The organism is Kribbella sp. NPDC048837 (assembly GCF_055586945.1).
The window spans coordinates 186,693-212,339 of the sequence record NZ_JBVJHF010000007.1; the positions used below are offsets into that span (position 1 = coordinate 186,693).

Below are 25,647 nucleotides of genomic sequence, written 5' to 3' on the forward strand. Positions count from 1 at the left end.
GTCACAGCTTCTCGGCGACCTCGGTGAGGACGGCGAGGGTCGCGGTGACCAGCGGGTGGTTGGCCCGGCTGGCGCGGATCGCGGCGTAGACACGGCGGGTCGGGACCGGGTCGGGGAGTGGGCGGATGACTGCCAGGGTCGGGGTTGGTACGGCGAGGCGAGGGACGAGGGAGACGCCACCGCCGGCTGCGACCAGGGCGGCGACGGCGCGGAAGTCGTCGGACTGGTGGACCACGCGCGGCTGGAAGCCGGCTTGCTCGCAGGCGAGCAGTACGACGTCCCGGATCGGGTTGCCGGGGGCGGTCATGACCCAGTCGTCGCCCGCGAGTTGAGAGAGCTCGATGGTGTCGTCCGCCGCGGCTGGATGCGTTGGTGGGAGGACGGCGACGAAAGGCTCGGCGTACAAGGGGATCCGGATCAGGCGCTGGTCGTCGGCGCGGGGGGATCCGCGGTGCTCGACCGCGATCGCGATGTCGGCGTCGCCGTCGAGCAGCTGGGTGATGCCCTGGTGTCCCTCGGCGTCGCGGACGACGAGGTCGAGGCCGGGGCTGGTTTCGCGGAGGCGGGTCAGCGTGGGGGCGACGAGCAGGCTGATCGCGGTCGCGAAGGCGGTGACGCGGACCTCGCCGGTGGCGCCGTTCGCGTACAGGCGCATCGCCTCTTCGGCGCGCTCGACCTCGGTCAGGATCGTGTCGGTATGGGCGAGGAGCAGGCGGCCGGCCGAGGTGATCGCGACCCGGCGGCCGCGGCGTTCGAGCAACTCCTGGCCGACCTCGGATTCCAGGGCGGCCAGTTGCTGCGAGACCGCCGAGGGCGTCAGATGCAGCACCTCGGCGGCCGCGGTCACAGTCCCGTGGTCAGCAAGCGCGCGCAACACCCGCAGGCGTCGTACCTCGATCACGGACCTCAGCTTCGCACAGCTGGTCGATGGTCAGCTCCGAGGCGACCAGAGTCAGCGCGGGCGGCGCAACCTCGGTGGCCGGGGGCGGGGTCACCTCGGTGACGGTCGCCGGGCGTTGCAGAAGCCGTCGTACGGCGCGGAGCGGGTGGCGGCGCGGACGCCGCGGGGCATAAGGCCGGACCGGTGTGTCCGGCATGGCGGAGTGGGTTTGCTCGTGGATCGACTTGATCACGGTGAACGGGACGTATTGCACGGTGTTTCCTTTCGACCCTTCGACAGTAGGAAGCCGCGGGGTGATACGTCCAATGAAACTTCTTCGCGGAGTTCATGCATCTGATGCATGATGTGGGGATGGAACTGCGGCAGCTCAGGTCGTTCGTGGTGGTCGCCGAGGAGTTGAACGTCGGCCGGGCGGCGGTCCGGCTGCATCTCACGCAGCCGTCGTTGAGCCGGCAGATCGCGGCGCTCGAGCACGATCTCGGGGTGGAGCTGTTCGCCCGGGTCCGCCGCCGGTTCGTGCTGACCGCCGCGGGGGAGACGTTCCTGGCCGAGGCGCAGGACCTGCTCCGGCGTTCCGACGAGGCGGTACGCGCGGCGCAGCGAACGCAGCGCGGTGAGCTCGGGACGCTGCGGCTCCGCTTCGTCCAGTCGGCCACGTTCGAGGTGCTGCCGCGGTTGCTGGGTGCGTTCCGCGACGCCTATCCGGAAGTGGTCCTGGATCTGGCGACGATGACGACTCTCCACCAGACGGAGGCGCTGCGGGACGGCCGCATCGATGTCGGCCTGCTCCGGCCGAACGCCCCGGCGCCGGTCGGCGGAGGAGGAGATGCGAAGCGCGCGGCGGGCGGGGCAGCGGGTGGCGGGACGGTCGTCGTCCAGCTCGCGCCGGGGCTGGCGTCGCGGGCGGTCTCGGCGGATCCGCTGGTGGCCGTGCTGCCGGCGCGGCATCGGCTCGCGCGGCGGAAGCGGATCCGGCTGGCCGAGCTCGCGGACGAGCCGTTCGTGTTCTACTCGCGGCCCAGCGGCCCGGCGGTGCACGACACGATCGTCGGGTTCTGCCGGTCGGCCGGGTTCATGCCGCGGATCGAGCAGGAGGCGGCCGACGTCCAGACGATCGTGTCGCTCGTCGCCGCCGGCCTCGGAGTCTCGCTGCTGATCAGCCCGGCCCCGCTGACGAACCCCGACGTGGTCGTCTACCGCGAGTTGTCCGACGACCTACCACCATGGCAACTCTCCGTAGCCTGGTCGCCGGACAACCGTTCGCCTGTGCTGGCCCGGTTCCTCGAACTGCTCTGACTCAGCCGAAGACGTCGGGGTCGCCGCCGGTCCGGACGCCGGTCTCCAGGTCGGCGATCGCGGCCATGTCGTCGTTGTCGAGCTGGAAGTCGAAGACCGCGAAGTTCTCCTGGATCCGGCTCGGCGTCTTCGACTTCGGGATCACCACGTTGCCGAGCTGCAGGTGCCAGCGGATGACCACCTGCGCCGGCGTCTTGCCGTGCTTCTCGGCCAGCGTCTTCAGGGCCGGCTGCGAGAGCAGCTCGCCCTGCGCCAGCGGGCTCCACGCCTGCGTGACGATGTCGTTCTCGGCGTTGAACGCGCGCAGGTCGTCCTGCGGGAGCGCCGGGTGCAGCTCGATCTGGTTCACCGCCGGGCGGATCGTGGTCTCCTCGAACAGCCGCCGCAGGGCGGGTTCGTGGAAGTTCGAGACGCCGATCGCGCGCACCCGCTTGTCGGCGTACAACTGCTCGAACGCCTTCCAGGTGTCGACGTACTTGTCCCGCTTCAGCGACTGCCAGTGGATCAGGTACAGGTCGACGTACTCCAGGCCGAGCCGCTCGAGGCTGGTGTCGAACGCCGCCAGCGTGCTGTCGTAGCCCTGGTCGTTGTTCCACAGCTTGGTGGTGATGAACAGGTCGTCACGCGGCAGGTCCGACGCGGCGATCGCGCGTCCGACACCGGCCTCGTTGCCGTAGATGGCCGCGGTGTCGATGTGCCGGTACCCGGCCTCGAACGCGGTCGTGACGACGTCGGTGACGATCTCGTCCTCGATCTGCCAGACCCCCAGGCCCAGCTGCGGGATCTCGACGCCGTTGTCCAGAGTGATGGTGGGGACTGTGCTCATTCGTCTATTCCACCGGGCCGGAGGGCTCTGGCCCAGTCATCCGACGTGTGACAACAACCTCATGAACTGACCGTAACCACCTCGTGGGTTTTCGCATCCGGCTCGAGGAACCGCAGCAGCGCGCTCCCTTCACGCTCCAGCTCGGTCAGCGTCCTCTTCAGCGTCCGCCCGAACGGCGTGACGGTGAGAGTCGCCACACCGCGCTTCTTCTCGGCCGTCCACAGCCCGGCGACCACGCCGTCGACGGTGTACGTCGCCTTGACCCGGAGGTTCTTCGTGTACACGGCCGGCTTGTGCTCGTCCGCGATGATCCGCTCCCGTTTCGCGTGCGAGAGCAGGATGTTGTCGAACTCGGGCAGGAACCTCACGGGCGCCGGGGTGTCCGGATCCGGCCGCGGCCCCTCCGGTACGTCGTACAACGTCTTGCCGGCCTCGTCCGTGAAGGTTTCCAGCTCCAGCTCGTCGAACAACGGCTTCGCCTTCTGCAGCCCGGACCAGGTCTGGAAGTCCGCGGGCGTCGCCGGGCCGAACGCCTCGAGGTAGCGCGTCACCAGTTCGTTGGTCTCGGCCCGCTGGTGCAGCTTCTTGCCGATCCAGTCCTCGGCGGGAGTGAAGCGCGCGTTCGCCGACCAGCTCCAGCGGGTGTCCGTCGGGTACATCACCAGCGGGACCAGCATCCGCGTGCAGAAGCCGAGCGCCCGCTCGTTCACCTCCGGGAACTGCTGCTGCAGCGCATCCCGCACCTCGGTGAACGTCAACGGCTCCTTCGCCAGCAGCTTCTCCGCCGCCGCGACCACCTTGTCCGGCTCGAGGCCCGCACCCCGATCGCCGAGCACCTTCAGGCCCGCCTCCAGCACTGGCGACACCGTCGTCCGGAACCGCAGGTAGTCCGCGGCCGTCACCAAGTGCAAGGTCCCGCGAAACATGGTGGCCCGGACGACGTCCCGCTCGACCACCGCCCGATCCAGCTCGGCCTCGTCGAACCCGTCGATCCTGGACCACAACCCGACGTACGGATGCTTGGGCTCCTGGCCCTGCATCCCCACCAGCCGCCCCACCACCTCGACCGCCGGCAAGCTCTCGCGCCCCAGCAACAACTGCCGCGCCAGAGTCGCCCGGTTGACCGCCTTAGGACTCAGAACCGCCATGCAGGCATCCTGCCCGTCACCACCGACAAAGTCAGCTGTAGTCCTTCTCGTCGTACTTCGGGAGTCCGAGGAGCCGGCGGATGTCCGCGGCCGGGGCCTTGCCACTTTCGGCCGAGGCGAGCTTCACGTGGCGGGCCATGTCGCCGAGGTTGCCGGCCGCGGCGACCCGCAGCCAATGCGGCCGGGCCGCTGCGTCGGCGCGAGCCAGCGCCCGGATCTGGGTCGAGACCTTGGCCGGCCATGCGATCGACAAGAGTTGTCGCGACTCTGCCAGGTTCGCCGCGGCGACCGCGCGCGCCCGTGCCTGCAGGGTCTTCACCGAGGCTCCGCTGTTGGCAGCCTTCTCGAAGCGTTCCAAAGCCACGTTGTAGGGCCGTGTCACCGCCAGGTACCGCGTCCCGGCCGCCGCCACGCTCAACGGCGCAGGGGTTGCCCTCACCAGCGGAGCACTGCGTACGGCGCTCGGCGTCGAACTCGGCGAGGTCGCCGGACTCGACGCGGCCGAGACCGGCGTTTCCGCACCTTCACCGCATCCGGCGACACCCAGCAACCCGACGAACCCGGCAACAGCCAGCACCCGGCGCATGACCCTCCCTCACCCAGACCGAACCGGCTCACCCTAGCCCTGGCGTGTTCGCGTGGTCGGCGGCACCCATAGGCCTTTCGTGGATCGGCTGGATATCGCCCTACGCGGATGAGTCGGAGCCGACTCGGAACGTGCGATCTTCTTCCTGAGAGCCGATCGAGAGGCGGGCCGGTGAGACTCCTGAACACCCCGAGCCCGGTGATGATGCGAGCCGTTGGTCTGGCTGTCGCGGCGCTGCTCCTCGTCTCGTGCGGAGATACCGGCGGCGTCGAGCGGCCGACCACATCGTCGACGCGAACGCCGAACGCGCTGCCCTCCCCGACGGCGACGCTCCCGAACCCCACCCGCTCGCCGGAACGCGAGGACACCTCGTCCGCCTCCGAGCCCGAGTCGGAACGAGTCCCCACCCGCTCACCGGAGGCCTCCTCGCCGGCTCGGACGGAGCCGGAGCCCGAGGAGACGTCCGCGCCGACCCAACCGCAGCCGGAGCGAACCGTCACCCGCACCGAGACTTCCACGGCGACCGAGTCAGTGCCTGCGGCCGCCCCGTCACCGACGGCCTCGGCGTCGGTGGCGCCCACCTCGGCCGAGACCGACGGAACGCCTACCTGGTTGTGGTGGCTCCTGGGAGCGCTGGTACTCGCGCTCGCCATCGGTATCCCGCTCCTCGTCAGATCACGCCACCGCCAAGGCTGGCGCGATGACCTGACGGCCGCCGAGGCCGAGGTCGCCTGGTTCGCCCGCGAGCTCATCCCCCAACTCCGCCAGCAGCCCTCGCTCGCGGAAGTAGCCGGCGGCTGGACCGTCGCGGAGCCCCGCGTCGTCGCGGCCGAAGACCGCCTGACCACCCTGGAGCCGACAGCCCCGGACGAACCCGCCGCAACCCGAGTCCGAACCCTCCGAGACGCCACCCGAACTGCCCGAACCGACATCCAGAACCTCCTGGCATCCGGCCAACCGGACGCAAACCCTCAGGCCTTGGACGCTGTAGCCGCTCACCTCGAGGCGGCCCTCGCCCCACCGAGCCCGGCTGACGGCGCCGACCCCCTCAGCTGAGGGCGGCGCGGGCTTCGATGAAGGCGGCGATGGCGGTTTCTACGTCTTGCGTGGAGTGGGCGGCGGAGAGTTGGACCCGGATTCTGGCCTTGCCGTGGGGGACGACGGGGTAGGAGAAGCCGATGACGTAGATCCCGAGGTCGAGGAGTTTGTCGGCGAGGCGGCCGGCCTGGGCGGCGTCGCCGATCATCACGGGGGAGATGGGGTGGTCGCCAGGGAGTACGTCGAAGCCCGCTTCGGTCATCTTGGTGCGGAAGAGTTTCGTATTGGCGGCCAGCTTGTCGCGGAGGTCGCTGGAGCCGCCGATGAGTTCGAGGGCCTTCAGGGAGGCTGCGGTCACGGACGGGGCCAGGGAGTTGGAGAACAGGTACGGACGCGACCGCTGGCGGAGCAGCTCGACGATCTCGCGGCGACCGGAAACGTAGCCGCCGGACGCACCGCCGAGTGCCTTGCCGAGGGTGCCGGTGACGATGTCGACGCGGTCCTTCACCCCGAACAGCGAGGGTGTCCCGGCGCCGTCCGCGCCGACGAAGCCGACCGCGTGGGAGTCGTCGACCATGACGAGCGCGTCGTACCGCTCGGCCAGGTCGCAGATCTCGTCGAGGGGAGCGACGTACCCGTCCATCGAGAAGACGCCGTCGGTGGCGATCAGCCGGTAGCGGGCGTCGGCGGCGTCCTTGAGCTGGGCCTCGAGGTCGGCCATGTCGCGGTTCTTGTAGCGGTACCGGCGGGCCTTGGACAGCCGGACACCGTCGATGATGCTGGCGTGGTTGAGCTCGTCGGAGATGATCGCGTCCTCGGCGCCGAGCAGGGTCTCGAACAGGCCGCCGTTCGCGTCGAAGCAGGAGCTGTAGAGGATCGTGTCCTCGGTGCCGAGGAAGTTGCTCAGGGCACCTTCCAGGTCCTTGTGGATCTGCTGCGTGCCGCAGATGAAGCGTACGGACGCCATCCCGAAGCCCCACCGGTCGAGCGCCTCGCGGGCCGCCGCGATCACCTCGGGGTGGTCGGCCAGGCCGAGGTAGTTGTTCGCGCAGAAGTTCAGCACCTCGTTGCCTGAAGCAACGGAGATGAGTGACTGCTGCGGTGAGGTGATCACCCGCTCGGACTTGTACAGCCCGGCGTCCCGGATCTCGCCGATGGTCGCCGTCAGGTCGTCCCGCATCCGCCCGAACATCAGTGCTTCTCCTCCAGCGTCTCGCTCGTCCAGTCCATGATCACCTTGCCGCACTGCCCCTGCCGGGCCACGTCGAAGGCGCGCTCGAAGTCGCCGTACCCGAACCGGTGGGTGATCACCGGGGTCAGGTCCAGGCCGCGTTCCAGCATCACCGACATCGAGTACCAGGTCTCGAACATCTCCCGGCCGTAGATGCCCTTGATCGTCAGCATGTTGAGCACCACGGTGCTCCAGTCGATCGCGATCTCGTCCGCGGGCAGGCCGAGCATCGCGACCTTCCCGCCGTGGGTCATGTTCGCCAGCATGTCCCGCAGCGCGGCCGGCTGGCCGGACATCTCCATGCCGACGTCGAACCCCTCGCGCATACCGAGGCTCTGCTGCGCCTCCGCGATGCTCTCCGCACCGACGTTCACCGCCCGGGTGACGCCGATCTTGCGGGCCAGGTCCAGCCGGTACTCCGACAGGTCCGTGACCACCACGTTCCGCGCGCCGGCGTGCAGCGCGACCGCCGCGGCCATCACGCCGATCGGGCCGGCGCCGGTGATCAGCACGTCCTCGCCGACCAGCGGGAACGACAGAGCCGTGTGTACGGCGTTGCCGAACGGGTCGAAGATCGCGGCGACGTCCAGGTCGACCGGATCCTTGTGGACCCACGCGTTGCTCGCGGGCAGAGCGACGTACTCCGCGAACGCGCCCGGCACGTGGACACCGAGGCCGCGGGTCTTGATGCACAGGTGCCGGCGGCCGGCGCGGCAGTTGCGGCAGCGGCCGCAGACCAGGTGGCCCTCGCCGCTGACCAGGTCACCCACGGCGACGTCGCGGACACCGACGCCGATCTCGACCACCTCACCGCAGAACTCGTGCCCGGTCACCATCGGCACCGGTACGTTCTTCTGCGCCCAGTGGTCCCAGCTCTGGATGTGCAGATCGGTGCCGCACAATCCCGTCCGGAGCACCTTGATCAGGACCTCGTCGGCCTCGATCTTCGGCTCCGGCACGTCCTGCAACCACAGACCGGGCTTCGCTTCGGCCTTGACCAGCGCCTTCACCACACACCTCCGTCTACGACGATCGTCCACATCGTCGTCCCGGGCAACCACCGGCGTCCATCGACACGTCGTGCACAGCCTTTGCAGTTCCTCTGCATACTGTTCGGCATGCGGGGAGTGGGTCGGCCCCGCGATCTGACCGTCAAGCCGACCGACACCTGGGTCCTCGACCCCGTCCCCGGCAAGCCCCGCGAGACCCCGACCAAGTCGATGATCACTCTCACCACCTGCCAGGACCTGTTCCATTCGCCGGACCGGTCAGTCGCCTTCGGGCAGCTCGTGAAGGTGAGCAAGAAATCGTGAGCTCGGCCTTGTTCTAAGCTCAACGCTCATGAGCTACGACCGGGACGGACTGCTGGAGCAGGTCAAGAGCAAGGCCATCGTGCACGGCCGGGTGACGCTGGCGTCGGGCAAGGAAGCCGACTACTACGTCGATCTGCGCCGGATCACGCTGGACGCGGCCGCGGCGCCGCTGATCGGCCCGGCGATGCTCGAGCTGACCGCGGACCTCGAGTACGACGCCGTCGGCGGCCTCACCCTCGGCGCGGACCCGGTCGCCATGTCGATGCTGCACGCGGCCGCCCGGCAAGACCGCCGGCTCGACGCCTTCGTCGTACGCAAGGCCGAGAAGACGCACGGTCTGCAGCGGCGGATCGAGGGTCCGGACGTGAAGGGCCGCCGGGTGCTCGCGGTGGAGGACACGTCGACCACCGGCGGGTCGGTGCTGACCGCGGTCGAGGCGTTGCGTGAGGCCGGGGCCGAGGTGGTCGCGGTCGCGGTGATCGTGGACCGCGCGACCGGCGCGCGCGAGAAGGTCGAGTCGGAGGGTCTGGAGTACCGGTCGGTGTTCGGGCTCGAGGACCTCGGCCTCGGCTGATGAACATCAGCCCTCTCCTGTTCGTTCTCGTCGCCGTCCTCATTGGCGGCGGCATCTTCTACCTCAGCTACCTACAGGCGAAGAAGCGGCGCGAACTGTTCGCCGCGTTCGCCGCCCAGCAGGGCTGGTCGTACCTCCCGTCGAACAACGCGCTCGCCGGCCAGTGGTCGGGTACGCCGTTCCGGACCGGTGACAACTGGCAGGTCAAGAACGTGCTCTCCGGTGCATTCAACGGTCACCAGATGGTTGCCTTCGACTACAGCTACCAGACGCATTCGACCGACTCGAAGGGCCGTAGTACGACGACCACCCACAAGTTCGGCCTGGTCGTGCTGCAACTGCCGGGCGCGCTGCCGCACCTGGAGATCACCCACGAGGGGATCTTCGGCGGCGCGGTGGCCAACGCCCTCGGCTTCCGGGATCTCCAGTTCGAGAGCGAGCAGTTCAACCGCGCGTTCCGGGTGAAGGCGGACGACGAGCGCTTCGGCCACGCGGTGGTGACACCGCGGATGATGGAGCTCCTGCTGGCCCGTGGCGAGATCGGCTGGCGGGTCGAGGGGAACTCGCTGGTCGGCTGGGACAAGGGCGCCCACCACCCGAACGAGGTGATGAGCCGCCTGGCCCTGCTGCAGCAGGTGGTCGAGCAGGTTCCGCCGTACGTCTGGCGCGACTACGCGGGCGTCGACCCCCGTCTGCAGCAACCGCCGCGCGGACCTGGTTACCCGTAGAGTCGCAGGCAGCATTACCGACACTCGGGAGCACGGAATGACTTTCGTCGTCATCGCGGTCGTGGTGATCGTAGTGATTCTGGCCATCGCGCTGATCACGTCGTACAACCGGTTCGTCAAGCAGCGGAACCTGATCCAGGAGTCCTGGCGGCAGATCGACGTCGAGCTGCACCGCCGGTACGACCTGATCCCGAACCTGGTCGAGACCGTCCGGGCGTACGCCGCGCACGAGCGGCACGTGTTCGAGGAGGTCGCCCGGCTGCGCACCCAGGCCGTCAACGTGCAGGGCTCCACCCCGGAGCAGCGGGCGGCCGCGGAGGGTGAGCTGTCCGGCGCGCTGCGTCAGATGATGATCTCGGTCGAGGCGTACCCGCAGCTCCAGTCGAACCAGAACTTCCTCGGCCTGCAGCGCGAGCTGACCGACACCGAGGACCGGATCGCGGCCGGGCGCCGGTTCTACAACGCCAACGTGGGTGACTACAACACCCGGATCGAGGCGTTCCCGTCCAACGTGATCGCGGGCGCGTTCAAGTTCGAGAAGGCCGGCTACTTCGAGGTGAAGGACGAGCAGGTCCGCTCGGTCCCGCAGGTCTCGTTCGGCACGATCGGCTCGGTCGCGGGCGAGCAGGCACCGCCGCAGATGCAGCCGGGCGTGCCGTCGTCGGGTCAGATCCACCCGCAGATGCCGGGTGACCAGGGCAACTACCAGGGCCAGCCTCAGGTCCCTGGCTACCAGCAGCAGCCGGGCCAGGCGCCGTACCAGCAGCAGCCGGGGCAGTACCCGGCGCAGGCACAGGGCCAGCCACCGGTGGGCGGCCCGCCTGCGGGTTCCCCCGCGCCACAGGACGGACAGCCGCCGTTCACCGGTGGCCAGTAGGCACCGGTTCCCCGTAGCTCAAGACCCCCGACCCAGAGCTCCCACCAGTGCCAGGCCCGGTCGTGACGGCGGTCAAGTCGCCACCACCGGGCCCTGCCTCCCCCCGGTACCTACGTCAACAGTGCCGCAACGAGATACATCCGGCGTACATCGGCCTTCCCGCCGGGTACAGGCGGATGCCACGATAGGTCGGTTCCAGAACGGAGAGGTCAGGACGAGTGGACAGTCTGAGGTACGGGATCCTCGGACCTCTGCGGCTTGTTCACGTCCAGGGCCAGCCGCTGAAGGCCGCGAAACCGCGCCAGCTGCTGGCCACGTTGCTCCTGCACCCCAACCGGTTCGTCTCGACCGATCTGATCGCCGACGCGCTCTGGGAGACCAATCCGCCGCGCTCCGCCACGGCGAACATCCGGACCTATGTCCGGGCGCTCCGCGGCGTCCTGCAGGAAGCCGGGCTGCCCGCGCCGATCGACACATCGGCCGCCGGCTACAGCATCGAGGTCGGTGTGGACGAGCTCGACGCCAGCCTCTTCGAGTCGCTGCTAGCCGAAGGCGGCCACCTCCGAGACGCCGGCGACGGCCGTCAGGCGATGCAAGTGCTGTCCCGGGCCTACTCGCTCTGGCAGGGCCGCCCGCTGGAGGATCTGCCGATCCCCGCCGCCTGGGAGGGCTCGATCGCCCGCCTGGAGGCGCAGCACCGCGGTCTGGTCGACAGTCTGCTCGACCTACGTCTCGAGTACGGCGACGCCAGCGGAGCCGCCGTACTCCTCAGCGCACGACTCACCGACGACCCGTACGACGAGCAGCTCTGGCGCCGGCTCGTCGACGCTCTGCTCGCGGCCGGCCGGGTCGGTGAGGCCCGGGCCGCCTACGCCAAGGCCGTGCAGACCCTCGCCGACGAGCTCGACATCAAGCCGGGCCCCGACCTCGAGGCCGCCGGTGCCCGCGCCGAGAACGGCCGCTCCGCCAACTGGCCGAACCCCGGCATCCCCTCGACCCGTACGACGGAACGGCCGGACGCCGTCGTATCGCCGGGTCCGATGGCGGCACCCGAGCTGACCGATCCGCAGCGGCCACCGAGTCAGTTGCCGCTCGACCTGGCGGACTTCAACGGCCGCCAGGAGCAGCTGGAGCAGCTGCGCGACCTCGTCTGCGGGCGCGACCCGGTGCGGCCACCGATCGCGGTCATCTCCGGCGCACCGGGGACCGGGAAGACGTCGCTCGCCGTACGGCTCGGGCATCTGGTCCGGGAGTCGTTCCCGGACGGGCAGATCTACCTGGACATGCACGGCGCCACGCAGCCGCGCGATCCGGCCGCCGCGCTGACCGATCTGCTGCTCAGCCTCAACCTTCCGGACTTCGCGATCCCCACCGATCCCGAGCGGCGGTCGGCGATGCTGCGGTCCGAGCTGGCCAGCCGCCGGGTGCTGATCATCCTCGACGACGTCGCCACGGCCAGTCAGGTCACGCCGCTGATGCCGGGTACGGGCGCGTCCGCGGTCGTCGTGACGAGCCGCAACCGGCTGATGGATCTGGCCGGCGCGGACAGCATGCCGCTCGACACCTTCGACGACCGCGAGGCAGCGGCGTTGCTCGAGTCGGTGGCCGGCCCCGGCCGCGTGGATCGGAAGTCGCCCGAGGCCGACGAGATCCTGTCCGCCTGCGCGAACCTGCCGCTGGCGATCCGGATCGTCGGCAGCCGGCTGGCCCAGCGTCCCGACCTGAGCCCCCGCGAGCTCGCGCGCCGGTTGCGCGACGAGACGTCCCGGCTCGACGAGCTGAGCATCGGCGAGCTCGCCGTCCGTACGAGCGCCGACCTGAGCTACGACGCGCTCAGCCCGGAGGAGGCCCGGCTCTACCGCCTCATCGGTCACTTCGCCGTGGGCGTGTTCTCGGCGCGGGCCCTGGAAGCGGTCGCGTCACCGGCCTCGGTGCGACGCAGCCTGGACCGGCTGATCGAGGTCAATCTGGTCCGGATCAGCTCGGTCGACCATCGCGGGACGGCGCGCTACCGGGTCCACGACCTGCTGAGGCTGCACGCCCTCGGCGTCGGCGACGAGGAGCAGAGGGCGCAGGCGGTCCGCGACGTCGAGACCGTGCTCGAAGCGCTCCTGAACAAGATCCGCCGCGCCAACAACGCGCTCGCCTTCGAGTACTTCGGCGTCCTCGAGCACACCGGACCGCTGACGGCTCCGGACCCCGCGCCGTTCACCGAGACCGACGCGATCGCCTGGTTCGACAGCGAACGCAGTACGTTCGTGCCCGCGATCCGGGCCGCGGCGCAGAACGGGCTGCACGACCATGCCTGGCGGATCGCCGCCGCCTGGGGGCCGTACCTGGACATGCGGGCCGGCTTCGACGACTGGAACAGCTCGCACCAGCAGGGCCTGCTCAGCGCGATCGCCTGCGGGGACCGGCGCGGCGAGGCGATCATGCATCGCAACCTCGGCCAGCTCGCGCTGTACAAGGACGACTGGGACGACGCCTGGCGGCACTTCGACGCGGCCGCGCCGGTGTTCGCCGAGGTCGGCGACCGGCTCGGCGCGGGTATCACCGCCGTCGGCCTGGGCACCTGGTTGCGCGAACGCGGGCGGCCGGACGAGGGCTTGGCGCAGTACGAGTTCGCGATCGAGGCGTTCGTCGAGGTCGGCGACGCGAACGCGGAGGCGCTGGCCCGGACCGCGGCGGCCAACATCTGGCTGTCCCGGGACGACCCGGCGACGGCCGGCAGTTATCTGGCCCAGGCGTTCCTGCTCGCGGTGCGCCGCGTCGACAGTCACCGCGAGGCCAAGGTCCGGCGGCGGATCGCGGCGCTCCGGGTCCACCAGGGTCGGCCCGACCAGGCGGTCCGGCAGTTGCGCAAGGCACTCACGATCTTCAACGGCATCGGTGACGACCACTGTGCGACGTACGCGCGGACCGATCTCGGCCATGCGCTGATGGCGCGCGGCGAGGTGGCCGCGGCCCGGAAGATGCTGCTGGACGCGATCGACATCGGCCATCGGCTCGGTGACCGCAGCGTCGAGGGCCAGGCGGCGCAGCACCTGGGCCGGCTCTACGTGTCCACGGGCAACCTCGACTCGGCCCGGCGTACCCTCGACCGCGCCGCGCGGGTCTGGCAGCAGGCCGGCAACGACGTCCGCGCCGCCGAGTGCCGCCGCGAGCTGGCCGCCTTCGACACCGGGGCCGCGGCGGGCTGACCACGTTGTGTGGTTGGCGTTTCGAATGTACGGCGGCTGTATCCGCCTGCGACAGGATCTGTCGTACGCCACGCCACGGCACGCAGGCCAGGCGGTTCGGGGAAAACGGGGGACCAGCTATGGCCTGGGGGGAGGTTGTCGTGGAGCGCCGGAACGTCCCGCGGGTCGCGAACCCGCGGGACACCGAGGCGGCGCTGAACTGGCAGCTGGAACGGCTCGGATCGGCGGCCTGGCAGGACTGGCCGCTGAAGTTCCAGCGGATGGCGTTCGGCTATGCCCAGGACAGCGGCTGGCACGACGCGGCGGACGCGGTGCGGTGGCTCGACCACCACGCGCTGCTGCACGAGGGGGAAGCGCCGCGGGGGGCGCTGGTCTGGTACCACGCGGCAGACCGGATCCGGGTGGCCTGTGCACTCGGTTCCGGTCAGGTGGTCGGCCCGTTGCTCAGCGGACCGGTCGAGATCGCGGATCTCGCGGGGCTGAGCACCGACTGCGTCTGGTCAGAGCCACATTTCCCGTTCGGGCACTGAGAGTTCAGTCGTTCGAATGGTTGGTGACCGGGTGCTTCGGGGCAGCGTGCTTCGGCCCGTCCACCGCCGGGGCGGCGGCGTTGCGGTTGCGCCGCCGGGCCAGCAGGTACTCGACGAGCATCGGGATCAGCGAGATCAGCACCAGCAGGACGAGCGCGGCCTCGAGGTTCTTGTGGATGAACTCGATGTTGCCGAGCGCGTGGCCGAGCAGCGTGATGCCGGTCGCCCAGAGCACGGCACCGACGCCGGTCCAGAGGAAGAACTTCTTCGGGTCCATCTTGCCGGCGCCCGCCACGACCGTGATGAACGTCCGCACGATCGGCACGAACCGGGCCAGCACCAGCGCCCGCGGGCCGTACCGCTCGAAGAACTCGTGGGTCTGCTCGATGTACTTCGGTTTCAGGAACCGGGCGTTCGGGTTGCGGAACAGCGTCGTCCCGAGCGCGCGGCCGATGTAGTAGCCGGAGACGTTGCCGAGGAACGCCGCGACGGTCAGGATCACGCACGCCAGCCAGAGCGGGACGTGGATCGTCCCGGCCGCGATGAACAGGCCGACGGCGAACAGCAGTGAGTCACCGGGCAGGATCGGGAACAGCAATCCGCACTCGATGAACACGACCGCGGCCGTTCCCCAGAGGGCCCAGTCACCCAGCCAGTGCAGCAGGTACTCCGGGTCCATCCAGTTCGGCATCAGCATCGCGACAAGAGAGAGCACGCGGACAGGGTAGCGTCCCGACCTGTGCAGGAGCTGAGTGGCGAGGATCCTCGCGGGGCAGACATGGTCGGACCGAACGAGGTCGGAGTCGGCCCGTGGCAGGGTCAGTGGCCTGACGATGCGCGCCTGGATCCGGAACTGCTCGCGTCGGGCGACCGGCGCAACGTGGTGGACAAATACCGCTACTGGAAGCTCGAGGCGATCGTCGCGGACCTCGACCGGCAGCGGAACACGTTCCACGTCGCGATCGAGAACTGGCAGCACGACCTGAACATCGGCTCGGTCGTCCGGACGGCGAACGCTTTCCTGGCGGCCGAGGTGCACATCGTCGGCAACCGGAAGTGGAACCGCCGCGGCGCGATGGTCACCGACCGCTACCAGCATGTGCGGCACCACCCCCAGCTCGCGGACCTGGCGTCGTACGCCGCTGAGCGCGGACTGCCCGTGATCGGCATCGACAACCTGCCCGGCTCGGTCCCGCTGGAGACCTACGAGCTGCCCGAGGAGTGTGTGCTCCTGTTCGGCCAGGAAGGCCCCGGCCTGACCCCGGAGGCACACGCGATCTGCACCGCCGTGCTGTCCATCGCCCAGTTCGGCTCGACCCGCTCGATCAACGCAAGCGCCGCCGCCGCAATCGCCATGCACGCCTGGATCCGCCGCCACACCTTCGACCAAGGGACTTGATGTGTGGGCTGATCACGCGATCTGGTGGCAGGTGTACCCGCTCGGCTTCACCGGCGCCGAGAAGGACGCCCGTACGCCGGTCGTCCATCGGCTGTCCCGCTTGGAGAACTGGCTGGACTACGCCATCGAACTCGGTTGCTCAGGGCTCCTGCTCGGCCCGGTGTTCGCGTCCGAGACCCACGGGTACGACACCGTCGACCACTTCCGGATCGACCCCCGGCTGGGCGACGACGCCGACTTCGACCGGCTCGTCGCGCGCGCTCACGATCGGGGTCTGCGCGTTGCCCTCGACGGCGTCTTCAACCATGTCGCCCGTTCTTTCAACGGACCTGGTGAATGGTTCCGCCGGGGTCCCGACGGGTCGCTCGATACCTTCGAGGGGCATGAGCACCTGATCGCGCTCGATCACAGTCAGCCCGCCGTCGCGCAGTACGTCAGCGAGGTCCTGTCCCACTGGCTCGATCGTGGTGTCGACGCGTGGCGGCTCGATGCGGCGTACGCCGTACCGCCGGAGTTCTGGCGCACTGTGCTGCCGCGCGAGCGGTATCCGGACGCGTGGTTCTTCGGCGAGGTGATCCACGGCGACTACGCCGGGTACATCGCGAAGAGCGGTCTGGACTCGGTCACGCAGTACGAGCTGTGGAAGGCGATCTGGAGTTCGCTCAACGACGGCAACTTCTTCGAGCTCGCGTACGCCCTCGGGCGGCATGACGAGTTGCTCGAACGCTTTGTGCCGCAGACGTTCGTCGGCAACCACGACGTCACCCGGATCGCGACGCGGTTGGAGGACGAACGGCATCTCGGTCACGCGCTCGCGATCCTGTTCGCGGTGGGCGGCGTGCCGAGCGTGTACTACGGCGACGAGCAGGCGTTCCGCGGGCTGAAGGAGGATCGGGCCGGCGGTGATGACGCGATCCGGCCGGTGTTCCCGGAGGGGCCTTCGGAGCTGGCGTCGTCCGGCTGGCCGACGTACCGGCTGCATCAGCGGTTGATCGACGTACGGCGGCGGAACCCGTGGCTGACGCGCGGCCGGACGACGGTCGAGCAGTTGACCAATCAGTCGGTCGCCTTGCGGACCAGCGATGGCGACGCGTCTGTACTGCTCCTGCTCAACATCTCCGACCAGGCTGAGCGGTTCGCGGTCGATGCGACCGGGCTGACGGTCGGTGCGGGCGAGTCCGAGGGCGATCCGCTGGTCGTGCCGGCGCACAGCTGGAGATTGCTGACAGGTCCGTAACCCCGGGCCCGGGTCCCGCGTTGTCCCTCGTAAGACAGAAGTGAGGCTTCTCGACCAAAGTCAGCCCCAACTCGGGGGGCGCGACGTGCATCAAGCACGTCGTACGGGTTTGTGACGGGAACATGGGGGTAGTTGATGAACGCTTTGTGGGACGAACTGATTCATGAGCTAGGGACCGTGCGCGCCTTGAGCGCGGCGGCTCTGGAGGCGCGCACGGAAACGTCGCGGGTCGCCCTGATCACCCTGCTGGACGCCGAGACCGCCGAGATCTCGGCGATCCTCGACCAGATCCTCCGGGAGGCCCAGCAGTCGTCAGCGGCCTAGCAGCGTGGTGACGGCGTGGCGCAGCGCCTCTGTCGGTTCGCCGGGCTGCTCGAACGAGCGGTACGCGATGTGCGCGTCCGGCCGGACCAGCAGGCATCCGTCGTCCGGGATCTCGCGCACCCGCGACCAGTCGCCGTACAGGTCCTCGAGCTCCCGGCCCGGCCCGATCACGAACGGCTCGATCGGTACGCCGAGCTGCTCGGACACCGTCTGCGCCGCCTTCACCCAGGCGTCACCACCGATCCCGGTGAGCAGTGTGAACCGGCCGTTGCCGACCACGTCGAGGGTGCTGACGGTCTCCGGCCCGCGCGTCAGCCAGCAGTGCGGGATCCGCGCACCCGGCCAGGTCGTCGGGTGGTAGTACAGCTCCTCGTCCCGGTCGTACGTCGGCTCCGGCGTACCGTCCGGGATCACGGCGGCCGAGCGGTACCGCTGCCCGAGCTCCACACCGTGCGCGTTGAACTCGTAGTCCTTGAGCTCGATCGCGGTCCGCAGTTCCTCGCGCTGGGCGGCGCCCTCCGGGGTGTCGTCCTTGCGTGACTCGATCGTCCGCCCGGGTGGCGCGTCCGGCGTCATCCCCAGGGCACGGAAGATCTGGCCGAACTGGGTCCGGCTCTTGTTCGCCCGGTCGACGATCTGCCGCGCGATCGGCGTCCGCTCCTCGTCGTACGTCTGGAGCAGCTCGGGCGCGGCCTGGCCTTTCAGCACCAGTGCGAGTTTCCAGGCGAGGTTGTACGCGTCCTGGATCGAGGTGTTGGAGCCGAGGCCGTTGCTCGGCGGGTGCCGGTGGATCGCGTCGCCCATACAGAACACGCGGTTGACGCTAGCCCTTTGGGCGTACATGTGGTTGACGCTCCAGACCGACGTACCCTTGAGCTTCACGTCGATCGTGTCGTCGCCGACCAGGTTGTGCACGATCTCGGTCGCCATCGCCTCGTCGACCACTGGGGCCGGCTGGGTGATGTCGTAGCCCCAGACGATCAGCCACTCGTTCCACGGCCGGACCATCCGGACCAGGCCGGCGCCGATCCCGCCGATCTGCGCACCCGGCTGGAGCACCCAGTACAGGACGCTCGGGCGATGCGCGACGTACCGGCTCAGGTCCGCCTCGAAGACGATGTTCATCGAACCCTCGATGTCCATCGCGCCGGCCATCGGCAGATCGATGTCCTGGGCAACCTTGCTGCGGCCACCGTCCGCGCCGATCAGGTACTTCGCCCGGATCTGGTACGTCGTGTCGCTGAGCCGATCGCGGACGGTCGCCGTGACCCCGTCCTCGTCCTGCTCCAGCGAGAGGTACTCGGTGTTGAACCGGAGCCGCGCCCCGCGGCTGGCCGCCGTACTGACGAGGATCGGCTCGAAGAGTGTCTGCGGCAGGTCGACCGGGAGCGTCGGGCTCGCCTCGGTGTAGTCGGCCAGCCGCCGTGGATGCGTACCCCACGTGCGGATACGGCCGATCTCCTCACCCGCCAGGCTGGTGCAGAACGCGGTCTGGCCCATCAGCTGGTGCTCGGTGCCCTTGTCGATGACCTGGTCCTCGATGCCCATGTCCCGCATCAGCTCGATCGTGCGCTGGTTGGTGATGTGCGCGCGGGGCGTGTTGGCGGTCCAGCCGTAGCGGGACAGTACGACATTGTCGATGCCGTAGGTGGACAGGAAGAGTGAGGCGGCTCCGCCGGCCGGGCCACTGCCCACGATGAGAACGTCTGTCGTGATCACTGCTGCGTCTCCTCGGTGGTGGCGAGCACCAGGTCGTAGCCGACGGAGTAGTAGGGCTGGTCCGGGGTCTTTCCATAGGGCGCCGCAGTGCCGGCCGGGTGTTCGGTGAAGTCGGCGATCAGGGAGTCCTTGACGCCGAAGACCGCGTCGTTGCGGAGGAACTCGTCACCTGCGGCGAAGACGTGCGTGATCAGCCGCGCGTATCCGTCAGCGGTGACCATGAAGTGGATGTGGGCCGGGCGCATCGGGCCGCGGCCGCCGGCGCGCAGGAGCTCGCCGACCGGGCCGTCGTCCGGGATCGGGTAGGCGACCGGCTTCACCGCCCAGAACGCATAGTTGCCCTCGGCATCGGTTGTCTGGTGCGCCCGGTTCTGCGGTCCGTCGAGGTCCTTCTGGACGTCGTAGAAGCCTTCCTCGTCGGCCTGCCAGGTCTCGACGAGGGCTCCGGCGATCGGCTCGCCCTTCGTGTTCAGGACCCGCCCGCTCACCAGGCACGGCTGTCCGGGGGCGCCGTTCGCGATGTCGTCGCCCAGCTGAGCTTCGGGCGAACCCTCGACGAAGAAGGGGCCGAAGACGGTCGACTGAGTGGCCTCCGGCGGCTTGCGGTTGCCGAGACCGACGGTCAGCATCGACAGGCCGAGGACGTCGGCCAGCAGGACGAACTCCTGGCGAGTGCCGGTGGAGATCTGACCGGTGCGGGTGAGGAAGTCGATCGCGGTGAAGTACTCGTCCTCGGTCAGGTCCACCTCCCGCGCGAACGCGTGCAGATGGCGCACGAGGGCGCTCATCAGGGTCCTGGTGCGAGGGTTCGCGCTGCCGTCGAAACTGGCCACCACCGCTGCGGTCAGGTCGTCGCCTTGCAGGTCCATCCGGTTGCTCCTCATACTTCTCGGCTGTCGGGCCTGGTTCCTGCCCAGGCGCGGGTGAGAATCTCTTGCACGAGTTCTTCGGTCACGGGGATCGGGTTGGGCGTCGGCTTGAACGTGTGCGCTGCTTCGTGTGCCTGGTCCTGGCCGAGTCCCAGCTCCCGGAGGCTTGTCGGGACTGCTGCTTTGCGGAACAGGTCGTACAGCCCGGAGGCGAGGTCGTCGGTCTGCAGTGCGTCTTCCAAGCGGGCTTTGGCTCGCGGTACGGCGGGGGCGTTCACGCGGGCCACCTGGGGGAGTACTGCGGCGTGGGTCTCGGCGTGCGGGAGGTTGTAGGTGCCGCCGAGGAGGTGGCACAGCTTGTGGTGCAACCCGGTGCCGGCTGTGGCGAGCGCCGAGCCGGCCAGGCAGGCGCCGTACAGGAGGTTGCCTCGGGCATCTAGATCGGTGGGATCCTCCAGCGTCTTTGTGAGGCCGGTGGTCAGCGCGCGGACGCCTTCGACCGCGGTCGTCTCGGTGATCGGGTCGGCCTTGGGTGTCCATACCGCTTCCACGCAATGCGCGATCGCGTTGGCCACACTGGCCGCGGTCACCTTCATCGGGAGGTGCTGAGTGAGCACCGGGTCGTAGACGACAGTTCTCGGCAACACCTTGAGGTCGGTGCCCGTCGTCTTACTACCGCCGGACGTCTCACCCCACACCGGCGTCATCTCGGACCCGGCGTACGTCGTCGGCACCGCCACGATCTGGAGTCCCTGCGGCAGCTCGCTCGTCAGTGCGACCGCCTTCGCGAGGCCGATCGCCGATCCGCCACCGATCGCGACGATCCCATCCGCGCGGACCTCCCGCGCCTTGTCCCTCGCCGCCTCCGCGACCTCGGTCGGCACGTGCTGCGTGACCCCGTCGATCCGCCCCGCGAACCGATCCTTCAACTCCACCTCGACCACATCAGCCGCATCCCGCGCCGACCTGGTGGCAACCACCAGCACCCGCCGAACCCCGAGCAACTCCACCTCCCCCGCCACCCGATCCAGCACCCCAGCCCCAAACACAACCCGCCCCGGCAGAAACCCATGCACAAACCCCAACTCACCCATCAGAAACCACCTGGCAGCCAACGGTGGTGCTGTCGCGGCGGGCTGTGACGTTCTGCAGGCGGCGCAGGGTGGGCACGCCGGGGGTGTCGGGCAGGTGAACTGGACGTGGCATGAGCTGCTCCGCTAGGATTTCGCTGAGCGAATAGTTCTTCTTTCAACGAAAAGTAGGCTAGCCGATGGCGAGTGAGGCGTCTACAGGCACGTTCCTGCAGGGCCTGGAGCGCGGCCTCGCGGTGATCCGCGCATTCTCGGCCGAGGCGCCGTCGCTGACGCTCAGCGAGGTGGCCCGCGCCGTCGGGATCACCCCGGCGACCGCGCGCCGGATCCTCCTCACGCTGGAGGAGCTCGGCTACGTCCGCAGCGACAGCCGCCGCTTCTCGCTCACCCCGCGCGTACTCGCCCTCGGCTGGGCCTACCTGTCCTCGCTCGACCTCGGCGAACTCGCCGGCCCGTTCATGGAAGAGCTCAGCGCCACAACCCGCGAATCCTGCTCGATTGCGACCCTCGACCTCCCCGACATCGTGTACGTCGCGCGCGTGCCGACCAGCCGCATCATGACGGTCGCCCTCGGCGTCGGCGCCCGCCTCCCGGCGTACCCGACCTCCATGGGCCGGGTCCTCCTGGCCGACCTCGCCGACGACGAGCTCACGGCGTACCTCTCCACCCTGCAAGCCGAGTCCCTCACCGCCCGCACCGTCACGTCCCCCGACAGACTCCGAGCCACCATCGACCGCGCCCGAGCCGACGACTACGCGCTGGTCGATCAAGAACTCGAGCTAGGCCTACGCTCGATCGCCGCCCCCATCCGCAACGCCCGCGGCCGCACGATCGCCGCCCTCAACGTCTCCGCCCACGCCTCCCGCTCCACCCCCACCTCCCTCCGCGCAGACGTCCTCCCCCACCTGCAATCCACCGCAGCCCAAATAACCACAGCCCTAACCCACCGGGGCCCGCTCTAACCCACCCACCATCGCGACGTCAGGCGCGAGGCATCAGGTAGTCGCTGGACAGTGCGATCAGAGCAGTGTTGGCGGCCAGCGGTATCGCGCCGGCCGAGATCGAGCGGCCGGCGCCGGGGTCAGTTCTTCAGGGTGGCGAGGATTTCCAGGTAGTGGGGGTTGTTCATGATGCCGATGAGGTTGCCGAACGGGTCTACTACCGAGGCGGTGCGGAAGCCGGTGTTGTTGCCGCGTTCGGTGATTGCCTCGTTGAGAGTGGCGCCGAGGGACAGAAGGTGGTCGAGTTCGGCCTCGAGGTCGTCGACGTGCCAGTTGATGATTGCGCCGGCGGGGCCGTTGGTCACCTGGTGCGGGGCGTACTTGGCGTCGATGATGCCGAGCTCGCACTGGAAGTCGCCGAAGCGGAACTCGACGTACGCCGGCTCCTCCGCGTTCGGCACGGCGTAGTAGGCCTCGATGCCCAGCAGCTTCGAGTACCAGTCCCGGGCCGCCTTCACGTCGTCGGCGTAGAAGCTGACGGTGGCAAGTCCTCGCAACATCTCGGTGGTCCTTCCGTGGGTGTTTCCCGGTTGATGACCACCACGATTCCAGTCAAAGTGCTCACCGAATGAGCACTTTGACTGAGGATTTCGGGAGCTGCCGGTCAGTCGGTCTGGGTGACCTTGCGGAGGCCCCGGGGAGCGTCGGGGTTCAGGCCGAGCTTGCGGGCCAGCAACTCGATGGCTCGCTGGGCGGGGATGACGAGGGCCAGGGGAGCGAGGGTCTCGGGGAGATCGGGGCCCGGGAGGTTGACGTCGCAGCGGGAGGCGAAGGTGGAGTCGCCGCCGATGCCGAGGATCTTGCTGCCCTTCTCGCGGACGAGGCCGGCCAACTCGGTCATGCCCGGCAGCGCGGGACCTTCGCCGGCCGCGACCAGGATGGTGACCAGGTCGGCGTCGACGACCGCGATCGGACCGTGCTTGAGGTCGGCGTACGACAGGCCGCGGACCGGCTGGAGGCATGTCTCCTCAAGCTTGAGCGCGACCTCGAGGGTCGTCCCGAAGGTGAGCCCGCGTCCGCTCGCGAGGACGTCGTGCGCGCCGGCGAGCAGATCCGCGGCCGCCTCGACCGACCCCGACAGCATCTTCGCCGCCGCGTCCGGAACGCGGGCGATGTCCGCGTCCAGCGTGCCCGGCCGCTGCGCCAGCGCGTCGACGGCGACCGTGATCGCGGCGAGCTGGGTCGTGTAGGTCTTGGTCGCCGGTACGGCGAGCTCCTGCCCGGCCTGCGTGATCAGGGCGACGTCCGCCGTCGACGCCAGCGGGCTGTTGCCGTCGTTCGTGATGCCGACGACCGCGGCGCCGTTGCGCTTGGCCCACTCGGCGGTGTCGACGATCTCCTGGGTCGCGCCCGACTGGCTGACCGCGACGACCAGGGAGTTCGACAGGTCGAGGTTGGCGCCGTACAGCGTCGCCACCGACGGCGCGGCCAGGGACGCCTGCCGGCCGGCGTGGATCTCGGTCAGGTAGCGGCCGTAGACGCCGGCGTTGTCGGACGATCCCCGCGCCACGAAGATCACGTGCCGGCGACCGGCGGCCAGCCGCGTGATGTCGTGCCGCAGCGGCAGAACATGCTCGAACGTCGCCGCCAGAGCAGCCGGCTGCTCGGCGATCTCGCGCGCCATCTGAGTTTCCTGGGCGGGGACAGACACCACTACGATCACTGGTCCTATCTGGTCTTAACAGGTATGCTGCGCACGATAGCAGTGAGCGGCGCCCCGGGGCACCCCCGAGACCCGCCCAGGTCTGGAGGATCGAGATTCGATGGTGGCGACCAAGCGGGCCCAGGTCCGATCGGTACTGGAACGGCTGATCGATGTCGAACTGCATCCAGGGGACCCGATCCCCTCCGAACGTGCCCTGGTGGACAAGCTGAACGTCTCCCGGGTGACCGTGCGACAGGCGATCAGCGACCTGGTCGAGTCCGGTGCGCTGGAACGCGTGCACGGCAAGGGGACGTTCGTCACCGGTCCCCAGGTCGACTCCCAGCTCCACCTGACCTCGTTCTCCCGGGAGATGCGGGCCCGTGGCCTGGAGCCCGGCACGGTGGTGCTGTCGGCCACCGAGATCGAGGCCTCCGACGAGACCGCGAAGGGCCTGCGGGTCGCCAAGGGCACCAAGGTGATCCGGGTCGAGCGGCTCCGCACCGCCGACGCCTCGCCGATGGCGTACGAGGTCGGCTACTACCCGTCCGCGCTCTTCCCCGGCCTGCTCGGCCGTGAGCTCGGCACTTTGTACGACGTCTTCGCCAGCGAGTACGACGTCGTCGTCACCTCCGGTGAGCAGACCGTCCGGGCGGACAACGCCGACGGCCATGTCGCGCGGGTGCTCGGCGTGGCCAGGCGGGCACCCCTGCTGGTCCTCGAGCGCACCACCTTCGCCGGCCGCAAGGTCGTCGAGCTGTCCTGGTCGGCCTACCGGGCGGATCGATACCGCCTGCACATGGCCCTGACCCCCCGCGGCCCGAGGACCGGATCGGCCTAGGCCTGACTCACGGACGTCATCGGACCGCAACCAACTGGATCTGTCCTGTTCATCAACTGGTCTGCAACCCTGCCGATCGCTCCCCGGCCGCCTGGCCGGTTCGGCAGGTGGGCCGCCGGGTACGACGAAGTGCTCGATGGCCATACTGGAGCTCAACCCACATGGACTTTGTTGTGAGGAGTACCGCGAGACATGCCTATTGCCACCCCTGAGGTCTACGCCGAGATGCTGGACAAGGCCAAGCAGAACCGCTTCGCCTACCCGGCCATCAACGTCAGCTCGTCGCAGACGCTGATCGCCGCGATCCGCGGATTCGCCGAGGCGGGCTCGGACGGCATCGTCCAGGTCTCCACCGGCGGTGCGGAGTACCTGTCCGGGTCGACCGTGAAGAACATGGTGTCCGGTTCGGTCGCGCTGGCGGCTTACGCGCACGAGGTCGCCAAGAACTACCCGGTGAACATCGCGCTGCACACCGACCACTGCCCGAAGGACAAGCTGGACGGCTTCGTCCGGCCGCTGCTGGAGATCTCCGCCGAGCGCGTGGCCCGGGGCGAGAACCCGCTGTTCCAGTCGCACATGTGGGACGGCTCCGCGGTGCCGCTGGCGGAGAACCTGGAGATCGCCAAGGAGTTGCTGGCCAAGACGGCCGCGGCGAAGATCGTGCTGGAGATCGAGGTCGGTGTGGTCGGCGGCGAGGAGGACGGTGTCGCCAACGAGATCAACGAGAAGCTCTACACCACCGTCGAGGACGGCCTGGCCACGGTCGAGGCGCTCGGCACCGGTGAGAACGGCCACTACATCACCGCGCTGACCTTCGGTAACGTGCACGGCGTCTACAAGCCGGGCGCGGTCAAGCTGCGGCCGGAGATCCTGAAGGAGATCCAGGACCAGGTCGGCGCCAAGGTCGGCAAGGAGCGCCCGTTCGACCTGGTGTTCCACGGTGGATCCGGCTCCACGCTCGAGGAGATCCGTGCCGCGGTCGACCACGGTGTGATCAAGATGAACGTCGACACCGACACGCAGTACGCGTTCACCCGGCCGGCCGCCGGCCACATGTTCGCCAACTACGACGGCGTGCTGAAGGTCGACGGCGAGGTCGGCAACAAGAAGGCCTACGACCCGCGCGCCTGGGGCAAGGCGGCCGAGGCCGGCATGGCCGAGCGCGTCGCCGAGGCCTGCGAGAGCCTCCGCTCGACGGGTACGTCGCTGAACGCCTGACATCGGATCCTCCTGAGGGTTCGGTTCGAGGGGCTCGCCGCTGCGTGCGGTGGGCCCC

At 69.2% G+C, this 25,647-nt stretch carries 27 protein-coding genes; 14 read left to right on the top strand and 13 right to left on the bottom strand.

From position 1 onward, the window contains the following. Position 1: 1 nt before the first annotated feature. Entirely contained in the window at positions 2-901 is a 900-nt protein-coding gene (locus ACZ6O0_RS30545) for a LysR family transcriptional regulator (RefSeq protein ID WP_465768466.1), read from the bottom strand. Continuing rightward, the gene (locus ACZ6O0_RS30550; protein ID WP_465768467.1) at positions 858-1,154 is read right to left on the bottom strand and encodes a hypothetical protein; all 297 of its coding nucleotides are present in this window, start codon (positions 1,152-1,154) and stop codon (positions 858-860) included. Before ACZ6O0_RS30550 ends, ACZ6O0_RS30545 begins: the two co-directional genes overlap by 44 nt. A 98-nt stretch (positions 1,155-1,252) precedes the next feature. On the opposite strand from ACZ6O0_RS30550, the gene ACZ6O0_RS30555 reads away from it, so the two are divergent. After that, positions 1,253-2,197, top strand: coding sequence for a LysR family transcriptional regulator (locus ACZ6O0_RS30555; RefSeq protein ID WP_465768468.1), 945 nt, complete (start codon positions 1,253-1,255; stop codon positions 2,195-2,197). A 1-nt stretch (position 2,198) separates the two neighbouring features. Here ACZ6O0_RS30555 and ACZ6O0_RS30560 read toward each other — a convergent pair whose 3' ends face one another. Genes ACZ6O0_RS30560 through ACZ6O0_RS30570 form a run of 3 tightly spaced genes read right to left on the bottom strand, consistent with a single transcriptional unit; the run spans position 2,199 to position 4,757 of the window. After that, positions 2,199-3,023, bottom strand: coding sequence for an aldo/keto reductase (locus ACZ6O0_RS30560; RefSeq protein WP_465768469.1), 825 nt, complete (start codon positions 3,021-3,023; stop codon positions 2,199-2,201). 59 nt (positions 3,024-3,082) lie between these two features. Beyond that, positions 3,083-4,171, bottom strand: coding sequence for a winged helix DNA-binding domain-containing protein (locus tag ACZ6O0_RS30565; RefSeq protein ID WP_465768470.1), 1,089 nt, complete (start codon positions 4,169-4,171; stop codon positions 3,083-3,085). A gap of 31 nt (positions 4,172-4,202) precedes the next feature. Beyond that, complete coding sequence (locus ACZ6O0_RS30570) at positions 4,203-4,757, bottom strand: hypothetical protein (RefSeq protein WP_465768471.1); 555 nt, start codon at positions 4,755-4,757, stop codon at positions 4,203-4,205. A gap of 171 nt (positions 4,758-4,928) precedes the next feature. On the opposite strand from ACZ6O0_RS30570, the gene ACZ6O0_RS30575 reads away from it, so the two are divergent. After that, a complete protein-coding gene (locus tag ACZ6O0_RS30575) occupies positions 4,929-5,813 on the top strand; it encodes a hypothetical protein (RefSeq protein ID WP_465768472.1) in 885 nt (294 codons plus the stop codon). Here ACZ6O0_RS30575 and ACZ6O0_RS30580 read toward each other — a convergent pair. Together ACZ6O0_RS30580 and tdh are read right to left on the bottom strand one after the other, a co-directional pair. After that, positions 5,806-6,987, bottom strand: coding sequence for a glycine C-acetyltransferase (locus ACZ6O0_RS30580; protein WP_465768473.1), 1,182 nt, complete (start codon positions 6,985-6,987; stop codon positions 5,806-5,808). The two genes, ACZ6O0_RS30575 and ACZ6O0_RS30580, sit on opposite strands and share 8 nt — an antisense overlap. After that, a complete protein-coding gene (gene tdh, locus ACZ6O0_RS30585; RefSeq protein ID WP_465768474.1) occupies positions 6,987-8,036 on the bottom strand; it encodes an L-threonine 3-dehydrogenase in 1,050 nt (349 codons plus the stop codon). Before tdh ends, ACZ6O0_RS30580 begins: the two co-directional genes overlap by 1 nt. Before the next feature lie 108 nt (positions 8,037-8,144). Here tdh and ACZ6O0_RS30590 point away from each other — a divergent pair, with 108 nt between their 5' ends. The 6 genes from ACZ6O0_RS30590 to ACZ6O0_RS30615 all read left to right on the top strand — a co-directional run bounded on the left by ACZ6O0_RS30590 (position 8,145) and on the right by ACZ6O0_RS30615 (position 14,248). Beyond that, complete coding sequence (locus tag ACZ6O0_RS30590; protein WP_465768475.1) at positions 8,145-8,339, top strand: sortase domain-containing protein; 195 nt, start codon at positions 8,145-8,147, stop codon at positions 8,337-8,339. A 28-nt stretch (positions 8,340-8,367) separates the two neighbouring features. Then, positions 8,368-8,913 (top strand): orotate phosphoribosyltransferase, encoded by a 546-nt coding sequence (gene pyrE / locus ACZ6O0_RS30595; protein WP_465768476.1) that lies wholly within the window; start codon positions 8,368-8,370, stop codon positions 8,911-8,913. Then, positions 8,913-9,641: a hypothetical protein gene (locus ACZ6O0_RS30600; RefSeq protein ID WP_465768477.1), complete on the top strand. Its 729-nt coding sequence runs from the start codon at positions 8,913-8,915 to the stop codon at positions 9,639-9,641. The genes pyrE and ACZ6O0_RS30600 overlap by 1 nt, the downstream gene beginning before the upstream one ends. A 37-nt stretch (positions 9,642-9,678) precedes the next feature. Further along, positions 9,679-10,518, top strand: a complete 840-nt coding sequence (locus ACZ6O0_RS30605; protein WP_465768478.1) for a LemA family protein — start codon at positions 9,679-9,681, stop codon at positions 10,516-10,518. A 218-nt stretch (positions 10,519-10,736) separates the two neighbouring features. Beyond that, positions 10,737-13,718, top strand: a complete 2,982-nt coding sequence (locus ACZ6O0_RS30610; RefSeq protein ID WP_465768479.1) for an AfsR/SARP family transcriptional regulator — start codon at positions 10,737-10,739, stop codon at positions 13,716-13,718. Between the two features lie 140 nt (positions 13,719-13,858). Then, positions 13,859-14,248 (top strand): hypothetical protein, encoded by a 390-nt coding sequence (locus ACZ6O0_RS30615; RefSeq protein WP_465768480.1) that lies wholly within the window; start codon positions 13,859-13,861, stop codon positions 14,246-14,248. Positions 14,249-14,252: 4 nt separating this feature from the next. Here the strand turns inward: ACZ6O0_RS30615 and ACZ6O0_RS30620 are convergent, their stop codons facing one another. After that, positions 14,253-14,963 (bottom strand): DedA family protein, encoded by a 711-nt coding sequence (locus ACZ6O0_RS30620; RefSeq protein WP_465768481.1) that lies wholly within the window; start codon positions 14,961-14,963, stop codon positions 14,253-14,255. A 63-nt stretch (positions 14,964-15,026) separates the two neighbouring features. On the opposite strand from ACZ6O0_RS30620, the gene ACZ6O0_RS30625 reads away from it, so the two are divergent. The 3 genes from ACZ6O0_RS30625 (at position 15,027) to ACZ6O0_RS30635 (ending at position 17,208) form a co-directional block, all read left to right on the top strand. Then, positions 15,027-15,647 (top strand): TrmH family RNA methyltransferase, encoded by a 621-nt coding sequence (locus tag ACZ6O0_RS30625; protein WP_465768482.1) that lies wholly within the window; start codon positions 15,027-15,029, stop codon positions 15,645-15,647. A 1-nt stretch (position 15,648) separates the two neighbouring features. Continuing rightward, positions 15,649-16,884, top strand: a complete 1,236-nt coding sequence (locus ACZ6O0_RS30630; RefSeq protein WP_465768483.1) for an alpha-amylase family protein — start codon at positions 15,649-15,651, stop codon at positions 16,882-16,884. Between the two features lie 135 nt (positions 16,885-17,019). Then, positions 17,020-17,208 (top strand): hypothetical protein, encoded by a 189-nt coding sequence (locus tag ACZ6O0_RS30635; protein ID WP_465768484.1) that lies wholly within the window; start codon positions 17,020-17,022, stop codon positions 17,206-17,208. On the opposite strand, the gene ACZ6O0_RS30640 is transcribed toward ACZ6O0_RS30635, so the two are convergent. The 3 genes from ACZ6O0_RS30640 to ACZ6O0_RS30650 are packed head-to-tail and all read right to left on the bottom strand — an operon-like array spanning position 17,197 to position 20,890. Continuing rightward, positions 17,197-18,927 carry an FAD-dependent oxidoreductase gene (locus tag ACZ6O0_RS30640; protein ID WP_465768485.1) on the bottom strand — a complete coding sequence of 577 codons (1,731 nt, stop codon included), beginning with the start codon at positions 18,925-18,927 and terminating at the stop codon, positions 17,197-17,199. The two genes, ACZ6O0_RS30635 and ACZ6O0_RS30640, sit on opposite strands and share 12 nt — an antisense overlap. Next, entirely contained in the window at positions 18,924-19,796 is an 873-nt protein-coding gene (locus ACZ6O0_RS30645; RefSeq protein WP_465768486.1) for an intradiol ring-cleavage dioxygenase, read from the bottom strand. Before ACZ6O0_RS30645 ends, ACZ6O0_RS30640 begins: the two co-directional genes overlap by 4 nt. Before the next feature lie 11 nt (positions 19,797-19,807). After that, a complete protein-coding gene (locus ACZ6O0_RS30650; protein ID WP_465768487.1) occupies positions 19,808-20,890 on the bottom strand; it encodes a maleylacetate reductase in 1,083 nt (360 codons plus the stop codon). Between the two features lie 176 nt (positions 20,891-21,066). Here ACZ6O0_RS30650 and ACZ6O0_RS30655 point away from each other — a divergent pair, with 176 nt between their 5' ends. Next, entirely contained in the window at positions 21,067-21,849 is a 783-nt protein-coding gene (locus ACZ6O0_RS30655; protein ID WP_465768488.1) for an IclR family transcriptional regulator domain-containing protein, read from the top strand. Between the two features lie 119 nt (positions 21,850-21,968). Here ACZ6O0_RS30655 and ACZ6O0_RS30660 read toward each other — a convergent pair whose 3' ends face one another. Both ACZ6O0_RS30660 and ACZ6O0_RS30665 read right to left on the bottom strand, forming a co-directional pair. Further along, positions 21,969-22,388 (bottom strand): VOC family protein, encoded by a 420-nt coding sequence (locus ACZ6O0_RS30660; protein WP_465768489.1) that lies wholly within the window; start codon positions 22,386-22,388, stop codon positions 21,969-21,971. Between the two features lie 104 nt (positions 22,389-22,492). Next, positions 22,493-23,512 (bottom strand): SIS domain-containing protein, encoded by a 1,020-nt coding sequence (locus ACZ6O0_RS30665; RefSeq protein ID WP_465768490.1) that lies wholly within the window; start codon positions 23,510-23,512, stop codon positions 22,493-22,495. A 139-nt stretch (positions 23,513-23,651) separates the two neighbouring features. Between ACZ6O0_RS30665 and ACZ6O0_RS30670 the strand changes: the two genes are divergently transcribed. Together ACZ6O0_RS30670 and fbaA are read left to right on the top strand one after the other, a co-directional pair. Beyond that, entirely contained in the window at positions 23,652-24,371 is a 720-nt protein-coding gene (locus tag ACZ6O0_RS30670; RefSeq protein ID WP_131363764.1) for a GntR family transcriptional regulator, read from the top strand. A gap of 192 nt (positions 24,372-24,563) precedes the next feature. Then, a complete protein-coding gene (gene fbaA, locus ACZ6O0_RS30675) occupies positions 24,564-25,589 on the top strand; it encodes a class II fructose-bisphosphate aldolase (protein WP_465768491.1) in 1,026 nt (341 codons plus the stop codon). Positions 25,590-25,647 lie beyond the last annotated feature (58 nt).